Consider the following 21,405-nt stretch of genomic DNA (forward strand, 5'->3'; position numbering starts at 1 on the left):
GCCTGGCGGCGGCTGTGCGGGCTCCGGCCGGGTACGGCAGGTGGAGCGGAGCCGCGGCCCCTCACGAGGGTTCCCGCAGGGCGATGCCGCGCCGGCAGAAGGCGCACCCGGCGGGGCTGGGGGCGCCGTGCGGGCAGGTGGCGGTCAACGCTTCGGCGACGCTGCGATCGGGCGGACCGGGCCGCACGGATGGCCGGTGCGATGGGTCGGGCAGGTCGCCCAGGCGGGAGGCCAGCACGGCGTACGGGTTGCGCACCCCGGCGGTGTTGGCGCCCAGGTGCTCAGCGAGGGCGGCTGCGGTCCAGCCGCCGGCCAGGGCGGCCGCGATGCGAGGGGCCAGGCGGTCGATCTGGCGGAGCGACAGCGGCCAGCCGGGGCCGAGCGCGGCCAGGACCTCCTGGACCGGGGGAGTGACGGTTTCCGGGATCACCGGTTCCCCTCCGCCGCCCGGTGTCCGGCCGCCGACGAGGCGCAGCCGCTGCGCGCGCGCCCGCGCCGGTGGTGGTTCCTGGTGGTTCTCTGGTGGATCGGGTGACAGCCGTGTCACCCCTCCCCTGTCACCGGTGTCACCCCCTGCGATCGCCCGTGTCACCCCGGACGAAATGTCAGGGGTGACATCTTGTCCGGGGTCGGCGAGGTTTTCCCCAGGGTTATCCACAGGCTCCGGGATGGTCGTCACCGGTGCGCGGAGAACCAGCGTGTAGCCGTTCGTCCCGTTCCGCCCGCCGCCGCGGTTCACCTTCAGATGCCCGGCGGCCTCCAGCTCGCCGATGATCCGACGGACGCTGCGCGGGCTGATGTTGGCCTTGGCGGCGACGGTCGCCACCGCCGGCCAGCAGCCGGTGCCGTCGTCGCGCGAGCAGGCGTCGGCCAGGGCGAGCAGGACCAGGCGCTGGTTGCCGGAGGTGGGCGAGTGCTGCCACACCCAGTTCATGACCGCGATGCTCACGGGCGTTGTCGACCTTCCCTGTGTGGTGCGTGATGCGATCTGCTGCGTCATCCGGGACCGGGTCATGGCGCCGGTCCGGTCCGGGCGCCGGTGGCGTCCATGGCGGTCTCCTCGTCGAGTGGCGGGGAACAGTGGGGTCAGGTGGTGCTGGTCAGCCAGCGGCCGTCGTAGGGCAGCACCCGGCCCGCCGAGACCAACCGGTAGGCCGCCGCGTACGTCTCGCCGAGCTGCTCGGGGGCGGCCATCAGCCGCTGGTAGATCACCCGCAGCCGGTGCAACAGCGCCTGCAGGACCTCCAGCGCGGCATCGCAGTCACCCATGACGGCCGCCCAGGAGGCCATGTCCTGCTGCCGGGGCGGGTCGGCGCACGCAGCCTCGGCGAACATCGCCACAGCATGCGCGCGGGCCGCTCCGGCCGAGCGGGTCAGGGCCATGGCGGCGCCTGCGCGGGCCGCGACCAGGTCGGCCAGGTCGATCAGGTCGTCGACCAAGCGCCGGTCGTCGGGGTACGGGGTCCACCCCCGGGCGGCCGGCGGCCGGACGCCGAGCATCAGCGTGGCGCCGATCAGCGGGGCGAACGAGCGGACGTCCAAGCCGGTGGCGCGGCACCGGCCGCACATCATCGCGCCTTCGTGACCGAGCTCCTCGGTGTCGGCCAGGACCATCGCGCGAGAGAGATAGCGCATGATCAGTTCTCCGTTTCGGTGACGGGGTGTGATCGGCGACGACGGGCGGGGAGAAGGCTCGGGGAAATGTCCCAATGTCCCGAGCAGGCCTCTATACATGGCCGTCCGGCGAGGTCTGGGACATTCCCGCGGGACATTCCACGGCCCCTGAAGCCGGTCACGCTGCGTCGCCTTCGGCACTGCCCGGAGCGGCGGCCGGGCTGCGGTCGGGACGAGGGCCGATCAGGTGCCAGCGGCTGCCGCGGCCCCGGCCGCGCAGTTCGGCGAAGCCGTCCAGGCGCAGCCGGTCCAGCGAGCGCCAGGCGCCCATCCGCGACAGGCCCATCTCCTCCAGCGCCGCCTCGACCTGGCGGACGGTGGTGCCGCCGTCCTGCTTGAGCAGGTCGATCAGGCGGGTCAGGACGGCCGGGGCAATCTCGGTCTGTTCGGCGGCCTGGGCACGGCGGGCCTCGGCTGCCTGGGCCAGGCGCTGCGCCAGCTCGGCGTCGGGGACCCCGAGGTCGGGCAGGGCGGCCAGGTAGCGGCGGGTCTGCTCGCGACTGTGCGCGGCCTGAGCCAGCTGGGCGGCGGCATCGGGCATCAGGTCGGCATCGGGCATCAGGTCGGCATCGGTCATGGCGTCCTCCGGGTCGGCCGAGGGGTCGTATACGGCGAGATCGGGGGAGGCCGGCGATCCGGTGGCCGAGGCGTCGGCGGAGCGGGCCGGGGCGTTGGCGGTGGCAGGGTTCTTCAGCCGGGCGTAGGCCGGGCCGATGCGCTCCAGCAGCTCCGGCTCCAGGACCGAAGGACGGCGCTCGGCGGCCAGGGCGGCGACGTCGTCGAGGTCGTCCAGGCAAAAGGTGCGCCCGGCGCTGTGAGAGCCGTCCAGGTCGGCGATCAGCGCCACGCCCTTCCTGCCTTCGCCGTAGCGGGCCATGTCCGGCAGCTCCAAGCCGAGCTCGCCGGCCACGTGCGCCATCTCGGTACGGCGCGACAGGCGCAGCATCACGATGTTCTCGATCTGGGTGCGGATGTCGGTGGAGCCGATCTGGCCGATGGTGCCGCGCTGGCCGATCAGGATCAGCTCCACGCCCTCGGAACGGCCCGCGGTGGCGATCGCGGCCGCGGCGGCCTTGGCGGCCTGGGCCAGCGCGTCGTTCTCGCCGAACAGCGCCGACATCTCCTCGATCACGATGGTGATCAGCGGGCGGCCGGGAGAGGGCTGGAAGACCTTGTTGTCGTTGCTCGCGGCGCGGTGCTCGATGATGCGGGCGGCCAGCTGCAGCATGCGTACGGCTTTTCGCCGCTCGCCGGGCAGGGCCAGCAGGTCCAGCGCCGGAGCCCAGCGCTTGAGGTCCTTGCCCTTGCGCAGGTCGATGCCCCACACACAGGCGTCGTCGGCGGCGGTCAGCTCGGCCAGGATGTCGTTGAGCAGGACGGTCTTACCGGACCCGAGCATCGCGATGATCATCGTGTGACGGGCGCCGTCACTCGTCCACACCGGCAGCACCAGGGGCCGGCCGGTCTCCGGATCCATGCCGATGACCAGCGGCTCGCGCACGGTCGCCGTCTCGGGCAGCTCGATCTCGGGATCGGCGTCCAGCCGCGGGTGGGCGATGGCGTCGGCCCACGGGTCGATCAGCCGGATGGTGATCCGGATCCGCCCAGCGATCTTGTCGGGTTCGACCTTCACCCGGGTGATGGGCAGCCGGTAGTACTCGGCGACGCGCTCGGCCAGGTCGGAGTGGGCGATGGAGGAGGCGCGCCGACCGGTGCCTTGGACGTCGACGACCAGGCGCTCGCCGAGCCGGGTGGGCTCGGTGCGCAGCAGGTGGGAGCCGCCGATGCCGAAGTGCGCGGCCAGCCGGTGCCATTCGGCGCGGCGGCGGCGCTCGGCGATCGCGGCCCGGGTGGCCGCATCCATCCGGTACAGGCCGTAGGCGGCGGTGGCGAAACTCCAGTACGCCCAGGTGAGCATGCCGCCGGGCCCGGCGGCCGGGCCCAGCTCGGCGGCCAGCGCCAACCACAGACCCGAAGCGGTGACCAGGGCGCCGGTCTTGCCCGCGTGCTCGGGGTGGGAGCGGGCGACGGCGGCGTAGGCGGCCAGCGCACCGCCCGCGGTCACCGGCACGATCCCGGCGGCGGGCAGCTCCACCAGCGCGGCCAGGCCGCCGGCGCCGTACAGGCCGGTCGCCATCGGCAGCGGGGCCCGCTCCAGCGGTTTGGCCCGCACCCAGCGCACCGCCCGCGCCAGGACGCCCGCCCCGGCGCGCACCACGCCCACGCCGGTCCCGGCCGCCGAGGCGCCGCGCCGCAGCGGCGCGTGGCCGAAGTGCGGCGGGGCCGCGCAGCGCTCGGAGGCGCTGCGCGCGAACATCGTCTGGCGCAGCGGCGGCTTGGGCGGACGGGCGTGGCGGGCCATGGAAGGCGACTCCTTGAAACGGGGCGGATGGATGCCGGAGGGCTCCCGGCCCGGGGGAAGACGGGCCGGGAACCGGTCGGGTCAGGCCGCGCCGGTGAACCAGCGGCCCTGGTAGGGCAGGACCACACCGCGGGCCACGGCCTCCATGACCTCGGCGTAGGTGGTCAGGAACTGCCGGTGCGCCTCGACCATGCGGGCGGCCAGCTCGGTGGCCGAGGTGGAGTACTCGGCCAGGCCCTGCACCGAGGACGGGTCCAGGCCGACGGTGTTGACGCACGTCTCGTGCAGCGCGCCCAGGGCGTCGGCGTAGCCGCACACCCCGGCGACCTCCCCGGCCATCAGCTGCAGCAGCTCGGTGTCGTCGGCCGGGGTGTGCTCGGTGATGCGGGTGATGGTCTGCGCCCAGTCAGCCGGGGCGGCGACGTTGGTGACGGTGGCGGCGGTCTCGGTCATGGTCGGTCCTTTCACGGTGGCGCCGGAGGCGCCGGGGACGGAATCGGTGCTGGTCGAGACGGTGATGGGGTGCCCGTGCGGGCGTGCAGAGGAGTGCGGGACGGCCGCCGGAGCGGGCCGCTGCGGCTCGCGCGGGCCGGAGGCGGGCTCCGCGGCCGGCCACTGGTCGGAGAGCGGCTCCAGGTCGCGCAGGCATGGGCGGCACAGCCACGCGCCGTACGGCTGGATGTAGCGGGTCTGCGTAGTGGTGGCCCGGCAGCGGGCACACCGCTGCGGCGGCTCCGCACCCTGCTCTGGGACCTGAGAGCCCTGTCCGGATGCGGCCGGAGCCTGCTCCGAGACGGACGGGCTCTGTCCGGATGCGGTGGCGGCCTGCTCGGGCTCGGTACGGCGACGCCAGAAACGCAGTCCACGCCGCCGGGGCTCAGACGCCGCCCCATCGACCGGGGGCGCGTCCGCCTCGGGCTGAGGCGCGTCCTGCGGCCCGGCGGTGCCCGGCAGCCGCCACCACAGGCCACGCGGGGCATCGTCGCCGTCCAGGCGGGCCTGCCAGCGGCGTTCCGCACGCCGGGCGGCCGAGCGGGCGGCCCGGCCGGTCAGCCGGGCACCGCCGCGAGCGGTGGCGCCCACGGCCTTGCCGGTCAGCTCGGCCGAGGCATCGCCCAGCGTGGTGCCGTTGATGACCGGCGCCCCGGAGGCGTTCCACGCCTTGACCAGCCACGACCGGCGGCGCACGGGGCGTGGAGCCCGCCGCAGCCGCTCGGGACGGTTGGCGCGGACGGCGATGCGGGTGATACCGGCGATCACCACGACGGCGAAGGCGATCTCAAACAGCAGCATCGTCGCCTCCACCGGTCTCGGGCGGCCGGGCGGTCTCGGCTTCCTCCTGCAGTTCCGAGGCGGCGGTGGTGACCGCGACGGTGGTGAGGAGCGCCGCCATGAACAGCGCACCGGGCAGGAGCGACCAGCCCAGCCACAGGCGGGCGACGACGAGCACGGCGGCGACGGCCAGTAGTTCGAGCAGGCTGGGGCGGATCTGCCAGGCACGGCGGGCAACCTGGCCGGGGGTGGGGGCGGGTGTGGTCATGAGAACCACGTCCCGATCATGGTGCTCAGCGAGGCCAGCCAGCCCGCCGGGATCTGACCCAGCGGGGTGGTGGAGGCCAGCAGGCCCCATCCGCCCAGCAGGATCAGCTCGTACCAGCGGGTCTGCCGGGCCCACATCAGCGCGATGATCGCGCCGGTGAGAATGGCCAGCAGGATCATGAGTGGGGTCCTCCGATCAGGACGGTTCGGCAGCACCTCGGCTGCCGGGAACAGAGCAGGGCAGTTGGGGACGGGGGCGGCGCAGCCCGCGGAAGGGCCGCACCACCAGCTCGCCGGACTCCCAGCGCAGGATGAGTACGTTGCGCGGGCCGCGCCCGGCCCAGCCGACCAGAGCCAGGACCGGGCGGCCACGCTCGATGTACATGCGGCCGGCCACGCCCCGACGGCGGGACCGGCCGCTCACGACGCCCCCTCGCCGACCGGCGGCCAGTCCAGACGGCACCAGACGGTGCGCCCAGCCGGGACATCGGTGACCTCGTAGCCGTCGGCCAGATGCAGCACCAGCTCCAGGCCGCGCCCGGACTCCTCCGGCTCACGCCGGGCCGGCACCAGGCGCGGGCCCTGGTCGGTCACCGTCAGCTCGACCCCGGCCGCAGCGGCCTCCACCCGCACGGTGAAGCCGCCACCGGCCGTTCCGGAGGTGCTGTGCAGCACCGCGTTGGTGACCAGCTCGGTCAGGACCAGGGCGACGTCGTCGGCACGCGGGCACCCGGCGGGCAGGCAGCCCAGCACCCAGGCACGGGCGGCGGGCACCTGCCTGGCGCTGCCGGGAAACTCCCGCTGCAGTGGCCTGGAGACGGTCAGCGCCATCACCGCACCTCCGCCAGGATCGCGGCGATCACCGCGTCGACGTCGACCAGCTCGCGCTCGCGGCCCATCGGGACCACGCCCAGCGTCGCCTCGACGAAGCCGGCGAGGTGGGCGCGGGTCGCGTACAGCTCGAACCACTCGCCGTCGACGCCAGGCAGCGACAGCACCAGCCAGTCCCCGGCCGGGGCCGGGCCCACCCGGACGTCACCCAGGCCGAGAGGCTCACACTGGTCGAGGTCCAGGCCGTCGATCAGCAGCTCGCGGGCGAACAGATAGTCGAAGGTCTCGCGGCCGTCACCGGCCAGGAAGGCCAGCCGGACCGCGTACGGATCATCGGCCCGGTAGGAGACGACTGCCATCAGCGGCTGGTCCGGGGCCTCGACGGGCCACAAGGTCAGGCCCTCGACCACGCAGGGAGCGCTCATGCCGCCCTCCCCAGCTCCCGGTACAGCCGCGACCAGGCGGCCGACCAGTCGATCCACTCGTCCTCGCGGCCGTTCGGCACCCGCCGGTAGATCTGCGCGACGAAAGAAGTCAGCTCATCGCGGCGGGCGAACAGCTTGCGCGGTGCGGGGCCGTGGGGGAACAGCGTGATCTCGACGTAGTCGCCGGTCTCGGCCGGGCCGATGGAGACGTCGCCCTGGCCGAGCGGCCACCGCCCGGCCTCGTCCAGGCCCCGCACCAGCAGGTCCCGGGCGAAGGTCCAGATGACGGCGCTGGTCCCGCCCGGGGCGGGGAAGTGCAGCTGCACGGCGTAGGGGTCGGTCAGCTCGTAGACCGCGCGAGCGGTGAACGCCTGGTTCGGCCGGTCGACGAAGCACACTTGCAGAGTCGTACGGATCTGGGAGGTGCTCACGCCGCCACCTCCGCCAGTTCCTGACTGGCTACCGTGCGGTCCTCGCCGCGCTGCCCGCCGTCCGTGCGGCCGGGCACTGTGCGGTCGACGGGGCGAACCGTGCGGTCCGTGCGGGCCTCGGCCGGAGCCTCATGCGGGCCGTACGGTTCAGCAGAGACCGTCTGCTCGGTGCCCGGCGCGGCCAGCAGGCCGCGCCGGGCCTCGGCCAGCACTCCCTCGCACCAGCGCTTCTGGTAGCCGGTCCGCTCGGCGACGTCCCGCCAGGTGACCTGGTACTTCTCGCCGTTAGCGGCGGCCGTGAGCATTTCCTCGCGCAGCTGCACGATCGTGGCGGCACGGTAGGCGGCCTGGGCATCCGGCGCGGTCGGCCGGTCCCCATGCCCTGGCTCAGGGTCCGCACGGCCTGCGCGCTCGGCATCCGCATGGTCTTCCGCAGGAGGACCATGCGGATGGGCCAGTTCGGCCGCGTGCGGAGGGACCGTGCGGACGGCCGCGCGGATCGATTCCGTACGTACGGCCGCCGCACGCGCGGCGACCGTACGATCAGCGGCCAGGCCGTACGCCTTGTGCACGGCCTCGGTGATCTGGTGCTTGAGCGTGGTGACCGCCTCGGCCGCGCAGAACACCACCGCCGGGGGCACGCTGTGCAGCAGGATCAGCGACCAGTCCAGTGCGGCCCACGCCGACCAGGTGTTCATGCCGTAGGTCAGCGCCAGCGTCGTCCACTTGGTCCGGCGCACCCACGGGCCCGCCACGATCTGGTGCCGGGCGATGATCTGCTCACCGAGCAGCACGCCGACCAGGACGAACGAGACCATGGGGTCCAGCAGCCAGGCGATCCACCAGGCGATGTCGCTGTTGGTGGCGTCTTGGGCGGCAAACTGCTGGACGTTGGCGGCGGTGAACGCCAGACCCAGGATCAGCCCGGTCCAGATCAGCCGATCGACCCGGGTACGCAGCCGCTCGATGCGGTAGGCGACCACGTCGGGGTCGGTGTCGTAGGCCCGTACGGCGGCGGCCGCACGGGCGGCGGCGGCGAGCTTGTCGGCCTTGGTGCGGAACCGACCGGGCTGGGCGGTGTGCCACAGCAGCGGGTTGGGGGAGGCCATCAACTCTTCACCGCCTTGAGCTGGGATGGCAGGTGATTGGCCTCGGCGCAGAAGAAGACGATGTTGCCGCCCTGCATCTGCGGATGCTCGGCGAGGCACTGGTCGAGCATCCAGCCGAGCAGGTCAGCGCGCGTGGTCCCCGGTGCGACGGTCATGGTCCTGGTCAGGGTGAGCTGCCGAAGCCCGCCGTGAGCTGGCTTGGCGAGGGTCAGGATGACGAGCATCTCCATCACGCCACCGCCTCGGAGGACTGAGCGGCCTGGCGGGCGGCGAGGCGGCGGACCGTACGGCGCCGGTTGTAGACGATGTTCTGCCGCTCCCAGGGGGCGGTGCCGCCGCGGATGCCGTGGAACCAGGTGCGGGGCAGGTCGTGCTCCTCTCGCAGCGCGAGCTCCAGGCACTCCGCCCGCACCGGGCAGTCCCCGCAGAGTCGGCGGGCGGTGGCCTCGTACTCGGCGCGACGCGCCTTGACCGCCTCGGTCGGCTCGCCGCCGTGCGGCATGGGCTCGGGCGGGAACCAGGCGTCGGGGTCGGCGGCGCCTACGCAGGCACCGCGCTTGACCACCTGAGCGGCCAGGACGGATGTCGGCTGAGCGTGAACGCTTCGCAGAGCAGGTGCGAAGATGTGGGACATCGGGTCGGATCTCCTTCCGGTGAAGTGGGCTGACCCGTCCTCGCGGCTCCGGTGTGCCAGCACCGGGGCCGCTTTTCGTTGCTCGCTCCTCCACGGAGACCAATATGGGCTAGGCGTCTACTCGTCTAGAGGAGTTTGCCCTTTCTTTATGACTCCTCTAGACGAGTTGGTCAAGGCCTATCGCGCAGGAAGTTCGTACGAGAGCACGTAGGCGTCGGTCGACATGACGGTGTCGCACACCTCGACGGCCCGGCTGTCGGCGGCGTAGGCCGTACGGACCAGGTTGAAGACCGGGACACCGGGCGCGAGCTTCAGCGCGCGAACCTCTTCACGGAACGGCATACGCGACCGGATCTCCTCGACGAACCGGTCGAGGCGGTAACCCAGCTCCTCCAGTCGGGCGTAGATGCCGCCGGGGCCGCTGTCGGGCTGCTCGATCCGCGTGCCCTTGGCGATGTCGGCGGGCAGGTAGGAGACGGCCGTCTCGACCGGCTGTCCGTTGATCAGGTATCGGCGGGACCGCACGATCACGGGAGCGCCAGCCGCCAGGCCCAGGAGTTGGGCCACCTCCGGAGGGGCGGCCTGCTCGGTGACCTTGATGGAGTCGACGGAGGGCTTCCCGCCGGCCTCTTCGGTCTCCGCGATGAAGGCCGCCTTGCCCCGCTCACGATGGCGGCGGGCGAACCGGTCGGAGGCGAGCCGGCGGACCGGCGGCCGGGAGCGGACGAAGACGCCGCGGCCGTGCTCGGCGACGGTGAGCCCTTCGCTCTGGAGGACCTGGAGGGCGTTCCGGATGGTCATCCGAGCCACGCCGTAGTGCTGCATGAGCTGCGCTTCGGAGGGCAGCTTGTCACCCTCGTGGAGGGCTTCGCGCTCGATCGCGTCCCGGATGTGGTCGGCTATCTGGCGGAACACGGCCCGGTCGCTGTGCGCGTCCAGCTCCGGAAACGGCAGCTCCGCCACGGGCCAACTCCTCAACTCGTACATACGTGTAGCGTCGAGTCTAACGACGGCTACGTGGGAGGGACTGCTGATGGACTACGAGCACATGCACTCCGTCAGCGTGGCCGGCGTCATCATCGACGACCAGGGGAGAGCTCTCCTTATCCAGCGCCGGGACAACGGCCACTGGGAGGCGCCCGGAGGCATCCTCGAACGAGATGAGGACATCGAATCCGGCTTGATCCGCGAGGTGTGGGAAGAGACCGGTCTGGAGGTCGAGCCCGTCGCACTGACTGGCGTCTACAAGAACATGCCCCGCGGCATCGTCGCGCTGGTTTTCCGCTGCCGAGCAGTAGCCGGCGCCCTCACGGAGACCGATGAGTCCCGCGCTTTCCGCTGGGTTACCACTGATGAAGTGCGAGTCCTGGCATCAGAAGCCTTCTCCATCAGGGTGCTGGATGCGATGGACTCAGCCCATGTTCCCGCCATCCGTCAACACGACGGCAAGCATCTCTTGAACGGTGCCCGCAGTACTGTCGATATGAGTTCATAGTCAGAGGGACGGTCACCGCTTCAGGAAAGTGGCGGCCGTATGGCTGACTCATGCGGTGTGATCTGCATGAACGTCCTGAGAGCCCGTCCCCTTGAGGGATCGCCTCGCGTATGCCCCGTACCTGTGAGGCCAACTTCAGCAGCGAGTCGCATCCGGCTGCCAGGCGCGGACCATCCCCGCGAGCGCGGCGCCGACACGTTCTATCGCCTCCGTGTCACCGAGCACCCCGGACCATCTCCGCGAGCGCCGGGGCCGACGTGGGCGCTGGCCGGGGCGCAGGGACAAGCAGCGGACCATCCCTACGGGCGTGGGGAGGACCGCTAAGGAGCAAAAGGCCCGATGCCTAACACTGGCTCACCCCCACGGGCGTGGGGAGGACATGGCAGTAAGGCTTACCGCTGGGTCTCACGACGGCTCACCCCCACGGGCGTGGGGAGGACTGGTCGGGGTCTTGACGGATCTCGATGGAGTCCGGCTCACCCCCACGGGCGTGGGGAGGACTCTGAGCAGCGAGACAGGCGACTTCTACCACTCCGGCTCACCCCCACGGGCGTGGGGAGGACGGGCCCGTAGGTCCGGCCGGTCCGGGCTCACCCGGCTCACCCCCACGGGCGTGGGGAGGACCTCCACGACCTGACCCAAGGTGCTCACCATGACGGCTCACCCCCACGGGCGTGGGGAGGACACGTTCAGCGACCGCATCAGTTCGACCTGGGCCGGCTCACCCCCACGGGCGTGGGGAGGACGTGCGCCTGGAACTCGTCAATCGAATCGGCATCGGCTTACCCCCACGGGCGTGGGAAGGACCGCCACGTCGACTCGTCCACGGTGCCGGTGGCGGCTCACCCCCACGGGCGTGGGGAGGACTAAACCATTCAGTCGTTTCGCGCGTCGGGCGCCGGCTCACCCCCACGGGCGTGGGGAGGACCGGCCTGGCCACCCTGGCTGACGCCCTGGTCACGGCTCACCCCCACGGGCGTGGGGAGGACCCGAACTGCTGCTCGGCGTCCCGGCGGGCGCGCGGCTCACCCCCACGGGCGTGGGGAGGACAGTCGGAGTTCGGGGCCGGAGCCGAGGACGAGCGGCTCACCCCCACGGGCGTGGGGAGGACTTGAACGCATACGGCTTGCTGCCGAGACGCACCGGCTCACCCCCACGGGCGTGGGGAGGACACTTCGCGACCTGCGACGTTACAGCGGAGACTTCATTTTTCCAATGTCCAGATCCTGCAAGAGGTCATCCCGTCTATTGAGAAAAACTTTCATATTAGTCAATCTCTCCGGAAATGTCGGTCCGCCCCTCTACAGTGATGTCGCACTTGATGATCTAGTCGAATTCCGGTTTTTATCGACCTTGTGTTCCAAAAGTGGAGTGCTCGAATGGGTGGCTCGCCGAACGTCGACCTGATGCTATGGGGGAAGTCCCGGGGGCTTCCTGGGAGGTACCCGTTGATCTGTCACCTCCTTGACGCTGCCGCTGCGGCAGAGGCCTTGTGGGACGGCTATCTCTCGCCCGGCCTGCGTGTCTCCTTGGCTGTGGGCCTGGGAGTCGATGAGGGGCATGCACGCCAGTTAATGGCATATTGGGCAGGTATGCACGATATTGGAAAGTGCATGTCCTGCTTTCAGGTTCAGGACGAAAACGGGTCCCGTGAACTTGTTGGATACCCGGAAGTGGAAGCTGAGTCGAAAGGTCATGCCTTCGCGGCTCATGTCTGGCTAGGGAAGCTGCTGTCATCGAACGGTTACAAGGCAGGCCGGAAAACATCCCCGGCCATCCGGATCGCTCAGCTGCTGGGTGGTCATCACGGAGCCTTCTCCTCATTCAATCATCGCGAGTTCCTTGATCCTCTCGGTTCGTTGCCTGCGCTAGGAGGAGGCCGATGGGAGGAACAGCGCCAGGTCATCGCCGCTGTGGTGCATGAGCTGACGGGATACCCCGAACCGCCGCCGCAGGTGTCGGCCGCGGGTGGAGCGCTTGCCTGCGGGCTGGTGATCCTCGCGGACTGGCTGGTAAGCCAAGACGCATTCCTTCGCGCGCAGATCAATACCGGCCTGCCGGAACGCGGTGACGTTGACAGTCTCGGGCGTCACCTGGCGCGTAGCCGAGCTGCGACTGCGGGCTTGTTGAAGGAGGCGGGGCTCGGTCGGCTGACGTTCAAGCCGGGCGGGTTCAGCGATGATTTCCCGTTCCAGCCGAACGGCCTGCAGCGTTCCATCAGTGAACGGCTGCCTGCTCTCATCAGCGGCGAGCCGGGGCTACTGCTGATCATGGCGCCGATGGGGGAGGGCAAGACCGAGGCCGCGCTGCACGGGGGACGGCTGATGGGTGAGGCAGCAGGAATGCCGGGCTACTTCGTCGGGCTTCCGACGATGGCCACCTCGGACCAGATGTTGAGACGCGTCGACGACTTCCGCAGGCGCCGTGTCGAGGGGGCCGACTCGCTGACGCTGCTGCATGGCATGGCCTGGCTGAACGCGGCGTATTCCCCCGAGGGCGATGCGGTCGGCGTCCTGACGCGTGACCCCATGGCGAGCCGGTGGCTGCGGGGCAGCAAACGCGGTCTGCTCGCCAACCTCGCGGTGGGAACGATCGACCAGGCGCTGCTGGCCGTCCTGCGGGGGCGGCACAACGTGCTACGGATGCTGGGCCTGGTCGGGAAAGTCCTGGTCATCGATGAGGTGCACGCCTACGACGCCTACATGCAGGGCCTGCTCAAGGTGCTCCTGGAGTGGCTGGGTGCATTGAAGGTGCCGGTCGTGCTGCTGTCGGCGACCCTGCCGGTGGCGGTCGGGCGACGCCTGGCTGAGGCATACCTCGCAGGTGCGGGTTGCCGCGATCGCCAGGTCCCTGAAGCGGTCTATCCCGGGTGGATCTACGTGAGCCCGCAGCTTGCTGAGGCCGTACCGGTGGAGAGCAGGAACCGGTCCCTGTACGTGGAGACCCGACGCGTCCCGATCGACTCGGACGGGCGCCCTGACCGGTCCGCAGCCCTTCGCGAAGTCCTCGGCCCATTGGTCCGTGATGGAGGCTGCGTGGCGGTCATCTGCAATACCGTTGCCGAGGCCCAGCGCACCTACCTGGCATTGCGGGAGTGGACCCAGCAACCGGAATCACAGGGCGCGGACGCCCCGGTGATCAGGTTGCTGCACTCGCGGTTCGAGGCGCACCGCCGTGAGGAGATCACTCAGGAGATGGTCGGGTGGTTCGGCAAGGACGCCGGCGACCGTCGGCCCCGAGCGGCGATCCTGGTGGCGACGCAGGTGATCGAGCAGTCCTTGGACCTGGACTTCGACGTCATGGTCAGCGACCTGGCCCCGATCGCTCTGCTGCTGCAGCGTGCGGGCCGCTGCCATCGGCACACGTTGCATGATCCCGTACGGCCTGCTTGGGCGAAGGACATGCGACTGGTGGTGCTGACGCCCGTTGATGCGCAAGGCACCCTGGACGTGCCGCGAGCCTGGCCTTTCGTCTATCCGAAGGCACTGCTGCACCGTACCCATGATGCGCTGGCGAACCTCCCCGGTGACGTGGTGGCCATTCCCGACGCCGTCCAGGGGTTGGTCGATCAGGTGTACGACGAGAGCTTCGGTAACGAGATTTCGCCGATCACCGATGACGACGTGGAACGGCTGGCCGATGAACAGACCAAGGACCTGTATGCGCAGATGGCTGCCATTCCGGCGCCTGGGCGAATCGATGATCTGAGCCAGCTCAGCGGAGACGACTTCGTGAACGAGTTCTCGACCCGATTGGGTGCCGACTCCGGACGGGTCGTCTGCTGCACCCCCGACACGGGCGGCCGTCTCATGCTCGGCGGTGAGGAACTTCCCGTCGCCGAGGCCGGAGGCAGGGACGGCAGGAAATGGTTCACCAAGGAGCAGGTCCGCCTGGTGATGAGCAACACGGTCCCGGTTCCGGGGACGTGGTTGCGCCGCCTGTCGTCCGACAACACAGCACCGCCGACGTGGGCGGACAATCCGCATCTCAGTGATCTCGTGGTGATCCGGGTGTCTGATGAACACGGCTCCGGGCGGCTCGGCGACCGGGAGGTGTGGCTGTCGAAGGAACTGGGCCTATCGGAATTTCCCGCTACGGCCGACTGACTAGTCGTGGACGCGCATGAGGAAGGGGTGCGATGACGTATGACCTGGTGACTCGTGACTGGTTACCCGTCCGAGCAGGTGAAGCCCGTCGAAGTGCGGGGTTGCGGCAACTGTTCGAGCAGGCGCATGAGCTGACCGATATCGAGGCCTCGCCGCCTCCGGGCGCGTCCGGTCTGTGGCGGGTGCTCACGGTGATCGCTGCGCGGATAACCGGCCTGGATGACGTGACGCTGAGCCCCGAGAGGTGGGGCGATCTCCAAGCGGAGATCCTGGAGCGTGGACGGTTCGATCGGGAGACGGTGGAGGAGTACTTCGCCCGGTATGCCGACCGTTTCGATCTCTTCGATGCGCGGCGACCGTGGCTGCAGGACCCGCGGCTGCGGGAGCAGTGCAAGACCAGCTCAGGTGTGAACAAGCTCGTCGTGTTCCGGCCGGCCGGAAACAACCAGGTCTGGTTCAACCACGCGACCGCCCTGGAGCCGCACCCGCTCCCCGCCGAGGAGGCGGTCTTTCACCTACTGACGCAGCTGTACTACGGCCCGTCCGGCCAGTGCACGCCGAGGGTGGTCGAGGGGACCTCCGGCGGCAACAGCAAGGCCGGGCCGCTGCGCAGGACCATCTCGTTCCACCCGCTGGGGCGCAACGTCTTCGAGTCGCTGGTCGCCGGAATTCCTCCGGCCTACCGATACGACACCGGTGGAGTCGATCTCGCTCCGTGGGAGGCCGACGATCTGCCCGACTCGCTGGGGGTGCCACCGCGGCCCAGCGGTCTGGGCGGGGTGCTGACCGGCCGTTTCCAGCATGCGGTGTTGCTGGAGCGTTCCGACAGCGGTGAATCGGTCGTCGACGCCTGGATCACCTGGGCCTGGCGCGACAAGGAGCTTCCGGCTGAGGATCCGTACCTGGTCTACCAGCAGAACAAGGACGGCGACTTCTACGCCCGCCAGGCCGATGCCAGCCGGGCGCTGTGGCGGGACTTCGACGCACTGCTACTGGAAGACGCCGGTGACGACCATCGCCGCCGGCCCGCCGTACTGGCCGCGGTCGAGGACCTGTGCGGGCTGTTGCTGCCGGTGCTGCGGGTACGGGCCTTCGGCTTCGACCAGGACGGCCAGACCCGGGACAAGGAATGGACCGTCGGGGTGACGCCGGCGCTGCTGGCGCTGGCCAACGAGACGCAGGTGGCATTGGCGATCAGCGACATGCGGCAGGCGGCCGAGAAAGTGGAGCGGCACCTGCGGTGGGCGTTACGCGACGCCTGGATCGCGATCAACGATCCGTCCAACGGGGACGGAAAGCCTCAACGCAAGGACGTCTCCGAAGGCCCCTGGCCGGCGCAGGGGTCATTCCGCTACTGGGCGCGTGCCGAGCGGATCTTCTGGCGGCGGGTGCGTGAACGCGGTTTCGATCACGCAGCGGGTGACTTCCTGCAGCTGGCGCTGGACGTCTACGACGAGGTGACCGACAGTGCGGGAGCCCTGCCGCGGGCCAAACGGGCCGTGGAGCTCAAGCGAGGACTGATCTTCGCGGTCGGGGCGTCCCGAGGCAAGGCGACCACGAGGAGTAAAACGAAGGAGCCGGTGTGAGCGTGATCCCGTCGATCAGTACGGCCGACAAGTATGTGAACCACCTCGACAAGGTGGTCCGTCGCGATCCGGGGCGCCGCTCGGGCCTGCGTAGAGGGCTGGGGCGGCCGGTGGACGACGCCATGGTGCGCAAGGCTCACGCCGTCGTCGTGCCCTGGCTGCCGGTCCGACCCGGCCCGGCAGTCGAAAGCGCCTACTACTCGGTGGCGGCGTTGATCGCCGCCCAGCCCTCCAGACGATCGGAAGAAGAACCAGAGGCCGAGCCCGCCGTATCGGCGCAGGCGGCCGACGCTCAAGAAGAGCCGAAACGGGCCACCACCAGCATCGGTGGCACGCTGGGCCTGGCCGTACGGGATGGCAAGCTCAACCCGACCACGGTGGAGGAGCGCCTGCACCTGCTGTGCCGACAGGATCTGGCAGGGCTGCACCGTCACCTGCCCGGCCTGGTCCGCCAACTGGCGGCGAAGGAGATCACGCCCGACTGGGGCCGGCTCCTGGTCGATCTCAGCTCCTGGGGGCACGGGCGCGACCGAGTGACCAAACGGTGGCTTCAGGACTTCTACCGCGCCATGAACAGTACGACCCATGACAACGGCTCAGAAAGCGAGGACCAGTGACCACCCCCCGATACCTCGACGTGCACGTGCTGCAGACCGTGCCCTTCGCCAACCTCAACCGCGATGACCTGGGGTCGCCCAAGAGCCTGGTGTACGGCGGAGCCACCCGGACCCGCGTCTCCAGCCAGTGCTGGAAGCGCGCCGTCCGCCTGGACGTCGAGCGGGCCATCGGCAACCCGGCGGTGCGGACCCGGCGGGTCCCGGCCGAGGTGGCCGCCCGGCTTCAGGAACGCGGCTGGAGCGAGGAGGCCGCGCTGGCCGCGGGAGCGCAGGTCGCCCTGTCGGCGAACAAGAAGGAAGGGCTCAAACTCGAAGACAAGGGCGGTACTTCGGTGCTGCTGTACCTGCCCAAGGCCGCGCTCGACGCCTTGGCCGACCTGGCCGAGGAGCACCGAGAGGCGATCGAGCAGACCGTGGGCGTCAAGAAGCCCAAGCCGGTCCTGCCCGTCGAGCGGGTGGCCGCTGTGCTGTCGGAGCGGAACGGCGTCATCAACCTGTTCGGCCGGATGCTGGCCGAACTGCCCGGGGCCGGTGTCGACGGTGTCGTCCAGGTGGCGCACGCGTTCACCACGCACGAGGTAGCCCCGGAGATCGACTTCTTCACAGCGGTCGACGACTGCCTGCCTGAGGACGCGGTCGGCAGTGGCCATATGAACAGCGCCGAGTTCAGCGCGGGAGTGTTCTACCGGTACGCCAGCCTTGACCTGGCCGGCCTCCTGACCAACCTGGGCGGCGATGAGGTGATGGCACGAGAGCTCACTGGCGAGTTTCTGCGGGCCTTCGTTTCCTCGCTGCCGACAGGTAAGCAGACCGCCTCTGCCGCCAATACGCTGCCTGATCTGGTGCACATTGCGGTGCGCGCCGATCGGCCGATCTCCTTCGCGGCGGCTTTCGAGGCCCCGGTCCGTCCGGAGCACGGAATCGCCGGCCCTTCCCGTCGACAGCTGGCCCACCACGCGGGACGGCTGGAGAAACTGTGGGGCACCACCGGCGTCATCCACCGCAAGTACGCGTGCATCGAGGACAAGCCGCTGGACGGCCTGGGGGAGCAGGTGGACTCCTTCGCCGAGCTGATCGACGGTGCGGTAACGGCCGCCCACCGGGAGACCTCGGCATGAGCGGTCTGGTGCTGCGGCTGGCCGCTCCGCTGCAGTCCTGGGGTGAGCACAGCGTCTTCACCCAGCGCGACAGCCTGCGCTTCCCGACTCGCTCAGGCCTCATCGGCCTGCTCGCCTCCGCCGAGGGAGTAGGGAGGGGCCGTTCCCTTGAGGCCTATGAGGCGTTGCGCTTCACCGTCCGCATCGACCGCCCCGGCGTGCAGATGATCGACTTCCACACCATCGGGGGCGGACTGCCCCGCGGAGTTCCGCGGCCGGACGGCACGCAGCGGCCTCGCGACACGGCGACGGTAGTCACCAGACGCCAGTACTTGTCGGATGCGGTGTTCACCGTCGCGGTCGAAGGTCCCGAGCAGCGCCTGGACGAGCTCGTCCAGGCGCTCCGCCAGCCTCATTGGCAGCCCTACCTCGGACGGCGTTCCTGCCCGCCGGACCAGCCGCTGCTGTTGAGCCGGGTCGACGATCCGGTGATCCACCTTGAGACCAGGGTGCCGCTCGCCCGCCGGCTCCGGGAGAAGGAGGAGCCCACGGCGGAGTTCGTCGTCGAAGGCGCCACGGATGCCGCCGACGCGGTCGCCGAGCTGGCTGACGTTCCCGAGAGTTTCAACCGCTACGACCGCCGCTACCGCATCCGGACGGTCAGCATCACCACCCGGACGCTGCCCAGAGAGCTGTGCCGTACCGGAGAAGCGTTCTGGGACAGCCTCATCGCCTACATCGAGGGGGAGTCGTGACCGCCTGGTTGGTTCGGATCCTGCCTGACCTGCGGCGACGAGATGTCAACAACGACCTGGCCGACCCCGACCGGCTCCATAAGCGGATGATGATGCTGATGCCCGACGAGATGGGCGAGCGGGCCAGAGCCCAGACCGGGGTGCTGTTCCGGGTGGAGGACACCCGCAGCGGCCTGCAGATCCTGGTTCAAAGCAGTATGAAGCCGGACCTCTCCCGGTTGCCCGACGGCTATGGGGAGATCGCTCTACGCGAGCTCAACGGGTTGTTGTCGCGGCTCCAACCAGGTGTTCTGGTGCATTACCGCATCATCGCCAACCCCTCCAAGCGACTGGGCAAGAATGCCGGACCCAAAGCAGGGAAGATCGAGGCTCTGCGGGGTGCCGCGGCAGAGGAATGGTGGGTGACTCGTGCCGCCGCCAACGGACTGGCCGTCGCCGCTGTGTCCTCGCAGTCGCAGCAGGACATCCGGGCCAAGGGCACGGTCCGGCACGCCGCTGTGCGCTTCGACGGCAGCGCGACGGTGACCGACTCCGACACCTTGCGCGCGGCCGTGCTCCAGGGCGTCGGCCGAGGGAAGACCTACGGGTGCGGACTCCTCAGCCTCGCGTTGGCACAACGATGACCACTGCCGCCCGGCGTAAACTCGCCGCTCCCACCCTGGCGATGCTGCCTCGCATCTCGGACTCGCTGTCGTTCCTGTACACCGAGGCGGTCCGGATCGTCCAGGACGACACCGGTGTCTGCGCACAGGTCGAGTCCTCCCGCGGAACCGACCGCGTCTACATCCCGACCGCAGCGCTGGCGTGCATACTTCTCGGGCCCGGCACGTCGATCACCCAGCCGGCCATGGCCACGATCGCCCGGCACGGCACCTCGCTGGTGTGCGTCGGGGCCGGCGGAGTACGGAGCTACTCCGGGATCATGCCCGCCTCGCTGACCACGGCATGGCTGGAGAAACAGGTCCGGGCCTGGGCGGATGACGACAGCCGCCTGGAGGTTGCGGTTCGGATGTATGAGGCGCGCTTCGGCTCGGCGTCCACCCCGGCCAGGGTGTCGCTCGCCCAGCTCCGCGGCATGGAAGGGCAGCGCGTCAAAGCGTTGTACCGGCTACTTGCGACGAAGTACGGGATCAAGCGCTTCAAACGCAACTACGACCCGGATGCCTGGGACGAGCAGGACCCCGTCAACAAGGCACTGTCCGGCGCCAACTCCTGCATGTACGGCGTCGTCCATGCAGCGGTCCTGGCGCTCGGCTGCTCTCCGGCGCTGGGATTCGTCCACAGCGGCACCCAGATGGCCTTCGTCTACGATGTCGCCGACCTGTACAAGGCTCGGATCACCATTCCGTTGGCCTTCTCCCTGCACGCCTCCGAAGATCCCGAACGGGAGGCCCGGAGACGCCTCCGGGAAGACTTCAGGGCGTTCAAGCTCATGCCACAGATCGTCGCCGACATCCAGACACTCATCGATCCCATCGCCGAAAAAGCTTCGACGGTCGAGCGGAGCAGTGATCTCGTGCACCTATGGGACCCCCAGGCGGGCGCGCTTGCCGCAGGTGTGAACTATGGGTCCGAGACCCTCGACTTTTCCCTGGAGTAGCCGATGGCTTCGATGGTTGTCATCTCCACAACCGCGATTCCCGACCACGTCGGAGGAGCCCTCTCCCGCTGGCTCATCGAGCCCTGCCCCGGGCTCTTCGTGGGCACCGTATCCGCTCGGGTTCGAGACGAACTCTGGTCGGCGGTCAGCGCAAGCGTGGGTGAGGGTTTGGCGGTTCTCGTCCATCCGGCGGACACCGAACAGGGATTCGCGATCCGTACGGCAGGCCAACGCCGACGCCATGTGATCGACTTCGACGGCCTGCAGTTGATTAGGTTCACTGCTGACGGCCTGAACGGTGCGTCTCGCTCGTCAGAAACTCCAAGTGCGATTGTGAAATAGCAGGTCGGTAAGTGTCCTCCCCACGCCCGTGGGGGTGAGCCGAGATCCTCGTCACGGTTTTTGAGAGCCTGCACGTCCTCCCCACGCCCGTGGGGGTGAGCCGGTCCGCGACAGCGCGCCCATCATCCCCGACTGGTCCTCCCCACGCCCGTGGGGGTGAGCCACAGGCCCCCGCCCTCCCCTCAGGGAGAGCGGGGTCCTCCCCACGCCCGTGGGGGTGAGCCGAAACCTTGAACCCGCATACCGGCGATCCAGCCGTCCTCCCCACGCCCGTGGGGGTGAGCCGGCCCTCGGTGGTCCCGGCCGGCGCGCGGTGGCGTCCTCCCCACGCCCGTGGGGGTGAGCCGAACGACGACTCGGGGTTGTCGAGGCTATCGAAGTCCTCCCCACGCCCGTGGGGGTGAGCCGGCTTTCTTGTCCCTGCTGATGTCCGGCAAGCGGTCCTCCCCACGCCCGTGGGGGTGAGCCGGTCAAGAAGCGCGACTTCCCCGCCCCTGCTGTGTCCTCCCCACGCCCGTGGGGGTGAGCCGCGGGGCAGGTCGTTGCCGCCCTCACTGCGAACGTCCTCCCCACGCCCGTGGGGGTGAGCCGGATGTGATGACGTCCCGCTTCTGCGTCAGATCGTCCTCCCCACGCCCGTGGGGGTGAGCCGGTCGCCGAGGCCGCCCGGCTCTACGCCCTGAGGTCCTCCCCACGCCCGTGGGGGTGAGCCGAACCCGATCCCCTGGCCCGGCGCCTCCCGGCCGTCCTCCCCACGCCCGTGGGGGTGAGCCGGCGGTCAAACCGGCGACGACGCCTTCTT

General features: G+C 69.9%; 23 protein-coding genes and 2 CRISPR repeat arrays (1 of these 25 only partly in view). Of the genes, 9 read left to right on the top strand and 14 right to left on the bottom strand.

All coding sequences use genetic code 11. The features are described from left to right. Positions 1 to 61: 61 nt before the first annotated feature. The 14 genes from HS041_RS10530 to HS041_RS10595 all read right to left on the bottom strand — a co-directional run bounded on the left by HS041_RS10530 (position 62) and on the right by HS041_RS10595 (position 9,968). Entirely contained in the window at positions 62 to 949 is an 888-nt protein-coding gene (locus tag HS041_RS10530) for a helix-turn-helix domain-containing protein (RefSeq protein ID WP_196440278.1), read from the bottom strand. A gap of 137 nt (positions 950 to 1,086) precedes the next feature. Next, a complete protein-coding gene (locus HS041_RS10535; protein WP_196440279.1) occupies positions 1,087 to 1,635 on the bottom strand; it encodes a hypothetical protein in 549 nt (182 codons plus the stop codon). Positions 1,636 to 1,792: 157 nt separating this feature from the next. Beyond that, positions 1,793 to 4,036, bottom strand: coding sequence for a hypothetical protein (locus HS041_RS10540; RefSeq protein ID WP_196440280.1), 2,244 nt, complete (start codon positions 4,034 to 4,036; stop codon positions 1,793 to 1,795). A gap of 81 nt (positions 4,037 to 4,117) precedes the next feature. Next, positions 4,118 to 5,329: a hypothetical protein gene (locus HS041_RS10545; RefSeq protein WP_196440281.1), complete on the bottom strand. Its 1,212-nt coding sequence runs from the start codon at positions 5,327 to 5,329 to the stop codon at positions 4,118 to 4,120. Continuing rightward, a complete protein-coding gene (locus tag HS041_RS10550; protein ID WP_196440282.1) occupies positions 5,316 to 5,585 on the bottom strand; it encodes a hypothetical protein in 270 nt (89 codons plus the stop codon). The genes HS041_RS10545 and HS041_RS10550 overlap by 14 nt, the downstream gene beginning before the upstream one ends. Further along, positions 5,573 to 5,755 carry a hypothetical protein gene (locus tag HS041_RS10555; protein ID WP_196440283.1) on the bottom strand — a complete coding sequence of 61 codons (183 nt, stop codon included), beginning with the start codon at positions 5,753 to 5,755 and terminating at the stop codon, positions 5,573 to 5,575. The genes HS041_RS10550 and HS041_RS10555 overlap by 13 nt, the downstream gene beginning before the upstream one ends. Positions 5,756 to 5,771: 16 nt before the next feature. Continuing rightward, positions 5,772 to 5,999, bottom strand: coding sequence for a hypothetical protein (locus HS041_RS10560; RefSeq protein ID WP_196440284.1), 228 nt, complete (start codon positions 5,997 to 5,999; stop codon positions 5,772 to 5,774). Beyond that, positions 5,996 to 6,406 (bottom strand): ATP-binding protein, encoded by a 411-nt coding sequence (locus tag HS041_RS10565; protein ID WP_196440285.1) that lies wholly within the window; start codon positions 6,404 to 6,406, stop codon positions 5,996 to 5,998. The genes HS041_RS10560 and HS041_RS10565 overlap by 4 nt, the downstream gene beginning before the upstream one ends. Beyond that, complete coding sequence (locus tag HS041_RS10570; protein ID WP_196440286.1) at positions 6,406 to 6,831, bottom strand: SsgA family sporulation/cell division regulator; 426 nt, start codon at positions 6,829 to 6,831, stop codon at positions 6,406 to 6,408. The genes HS041_RS10565 and HS041_RS10570 overlap by 1 nt, the downstream gene beginning before the upstream one ends. After that, positions 6,828 to 7,262: an SsgA family sporulation/cell division regulator gene (locus tag HS041_RS10575; RefSeq protein WP_196440287.1), complete on the bottom strand. Its 435-nt coding sequence runs from the start codon at positions 7,260 to 7,262 to the stop codon at positions 6,828 to 6,830. The genes HS041_RS10570 and HS041_RS10575 overlap by 4 nt, the downstream gene beginning before the upstream one ends. Further along, positions 7,259 to 8,371, bottom strand: coding sequence for a hypothetical protein (locus HS041_RS10580; protein ID WP_196440288.1), 1,113 nt, complete (start codon positions 8,369 to 8,371; stop codon positions 7,259 to 7,261). The genes HS041_RS10575 and HS041_RS10580 overlap by 4 nt, the downstream gene beginning before the upstream one ends. Beyond that, positions 8,371 to 8,601, bottom strand: coding sequence for a hypothetical protein (locus HS041_RS10585; RefSeq protein WP_230878515.1), 231 nt, complete (start codon positions 8,599 to 8,601; stop codon positions 8,371 to 8,373). Before HS041_RS10585 ends, HS041_RS10580 begins: the two co-directional genes overlap by 1 nt. Continuing rightward, positions 8,601 to 9,005, bottom strand: a complete 405-nt coding sequence (locus HS041_RS10590; protein WP_196440290.1) for a WhiB family transcriptional regulator — start codon at positions 9,003 to 9,005, stop codon at positions 8,601 to 8,603. Before HS041_RS10590 ends, HS041_RS10585 begins: the two co-directional genes overlap by 1 nt. A gap of 177 nt (positions 9,006 to 9,182) precedes the next feature. Next, the gene (locus HS041_RS10595) at positions 9,183 to 9,968 is read right to left on the bottom strand and encodes a GntR family transcriptional regulator (protein WP_196440291.1); all 786 of its coding nucleotides are present in this window, start codon (positions 9,966 to 9,968) and stop codon (positions 9,183 to 9,185) included. Positions 9,969 to 10,038: 70 nt separating this feature from the next. On the opposite strand from HS041_RS10595, the gene HS041_RS10600 reads away from it, so the two are divergent. The 9 genes from HS041_RS10600 to cas2e all read left to right on the top strand — a co-directional run bounded on the left by HS041_RS10600 (position 10,039) and on the right by cas2e (position 20,603). Then, positions 10,039 to 10,500, top strand: a complete 462-nt coding sequence (locus tag HS041_RS10600; protein WP_196440292.1) for an NUDIX hydrolase — start codon at positions 10,039 to 10,041, stop codon at positions 10,498 to 10,500. A gap of 289 nt (positions 10,501 to 10,789) precedes the next feature. Next, a CRISPR array of direct repeats spans positions 10,790 to 11,672; the repeat unit is 29 nt; unit sequence CGGCTCACCCCCACGGGCGTGGGGAGGAC. Positions 11,673 to 11,906: 234 nt separating this feature from the next. Next, complete coding sequence (gene cas3, locus HS041_RS10605) at positions 11,907 to 14,606, top strand: CRISPR-associated helicase Cas3' (RefSeq protein WP_255529952.1); 2,700 nt, start codon at positions 11,907 to 11,909, stop codon at positions 14,604 to 14,606. 32 nt (positions 14,607 to 14,638) lie between these two features. Beyond that, the gene (casA, locus tag HS041_RS10610) at positions 14,639 to 16,192 is read left to right on the top strand and encodes a type I-E CRISPR-associated protein Cse1/CasA (RefSeq protein ID WP_196440294.1); all 1,554 of its coding nucleotides are present in this window, start codon (positions 14,639 to 14,641) and stop codon (positions 16,190 to 16,192) included. Further along, the gene (gene casB / locus HS041_RS10615; protein WP_196440295.1) at positions 16,189 to 16,809 is read left to right on the top strand and encodes a type I-E CRISPR-associated protein Cse2/CasB; all 621 of its coding nucleotides are present in this window, start codon (positions 16,189 to 16,191) and stop codon (positions 16,807 to 16,809) included. The genes casA and casB overlap by 4 nt, the downstream gene beginning before the upstream one ends. Next, positions 16,806 to 17,927, top strand: a complete 1,122-nt coding sequence (gene cas7e / locus HS041_RS10620) for a type I-E CRISPR-associated protein Cas7/Cse4/CasC (RefSeq protein ID WP_196440296.1) — start codon at positions 16,806 to 16,808, stop codon at positions 17,925 to 17,927. The genes casB and cas7e overlap by 4 nt, the downstream gene beginning before the upstream one ends. Then, complete coding sequence (cas5e, locus tag HS041_RS10625; RefSeq protein ID WP_196440297.1) at positions 17,924 to 18,661, top strand: type I-E CRISPR-associated protein Cas5/CasD; 738 nt, start codon at positions 17,924 to 17,926, stop codon at positions 18,659 to 18,661. The genes cas7e and cas5e overlap by 4 nt, the downstream gene beginning before the upstream one ends. Continuing rightward, positions 18,658 to 19,284, top strand: coding sequence for a type I-E CRISPR-associated protein Cas6/Cse3/CasE (cas6e, locus tag HS041_RS10630; RefSeq protein WP_196440298.1), 627 nt, complete (start codon positions 18,658 to 18,660; stop codon positions 19,282 to 19,284). The genes cas5e and cas6e overlap by 4 nt, the downstream gene beginning before the upstream one ends. Beyond that, a complete protein-coding gene (gene cas1e, locus HS041_RS10635; protein ID WP_196440299.1) occupies positions 19,281 to 20,261 on the top strand; it encodes a type I-E CRISPR-associated endonuclease Cas1e in 981 nt (326 codons plus the stop codon). Before cas6e ends, cas1e begins: the two co-directional genes overlap by 4 nt. 3 nt (positions 20,262 to 20,264) lie before the next feature. Then, the gene (gene cas2e / locus HS041_RS10640) at positions 20,265 to 20,603 is read left to right on the top strand and encodes a type I-E CRISPR-associated endoribonuclease Cas2e (RefSeq protein WP_196440300.1); all 339 of its coding nucleotides are present in this window, start codon (positions 20,265 to 20,267) and stop codon (positions 20,601 to 20,603) included. Between the two features lie 13 nt (positions 20,604 to 20,616). After that, positions 20,617 to 21,405: a CRISPR direct-repeat array (repeat unit 29 nt; unit sequence GTCCTCCCCACGCCCGTGGGGGTGAGCCG); it runs 338 nt beyond the window's last position.

The sequence above is a fragment of the Planomonospora sp. ID67723 genome (assembly GCF_015711605.1).
In the GTDB taxonomy this organism is placed as follows: Bacteria; Actinomycetota; Actinomycetes; order Streptosporangiales; family Streptosporangiaceae; genus Planomonospora_A.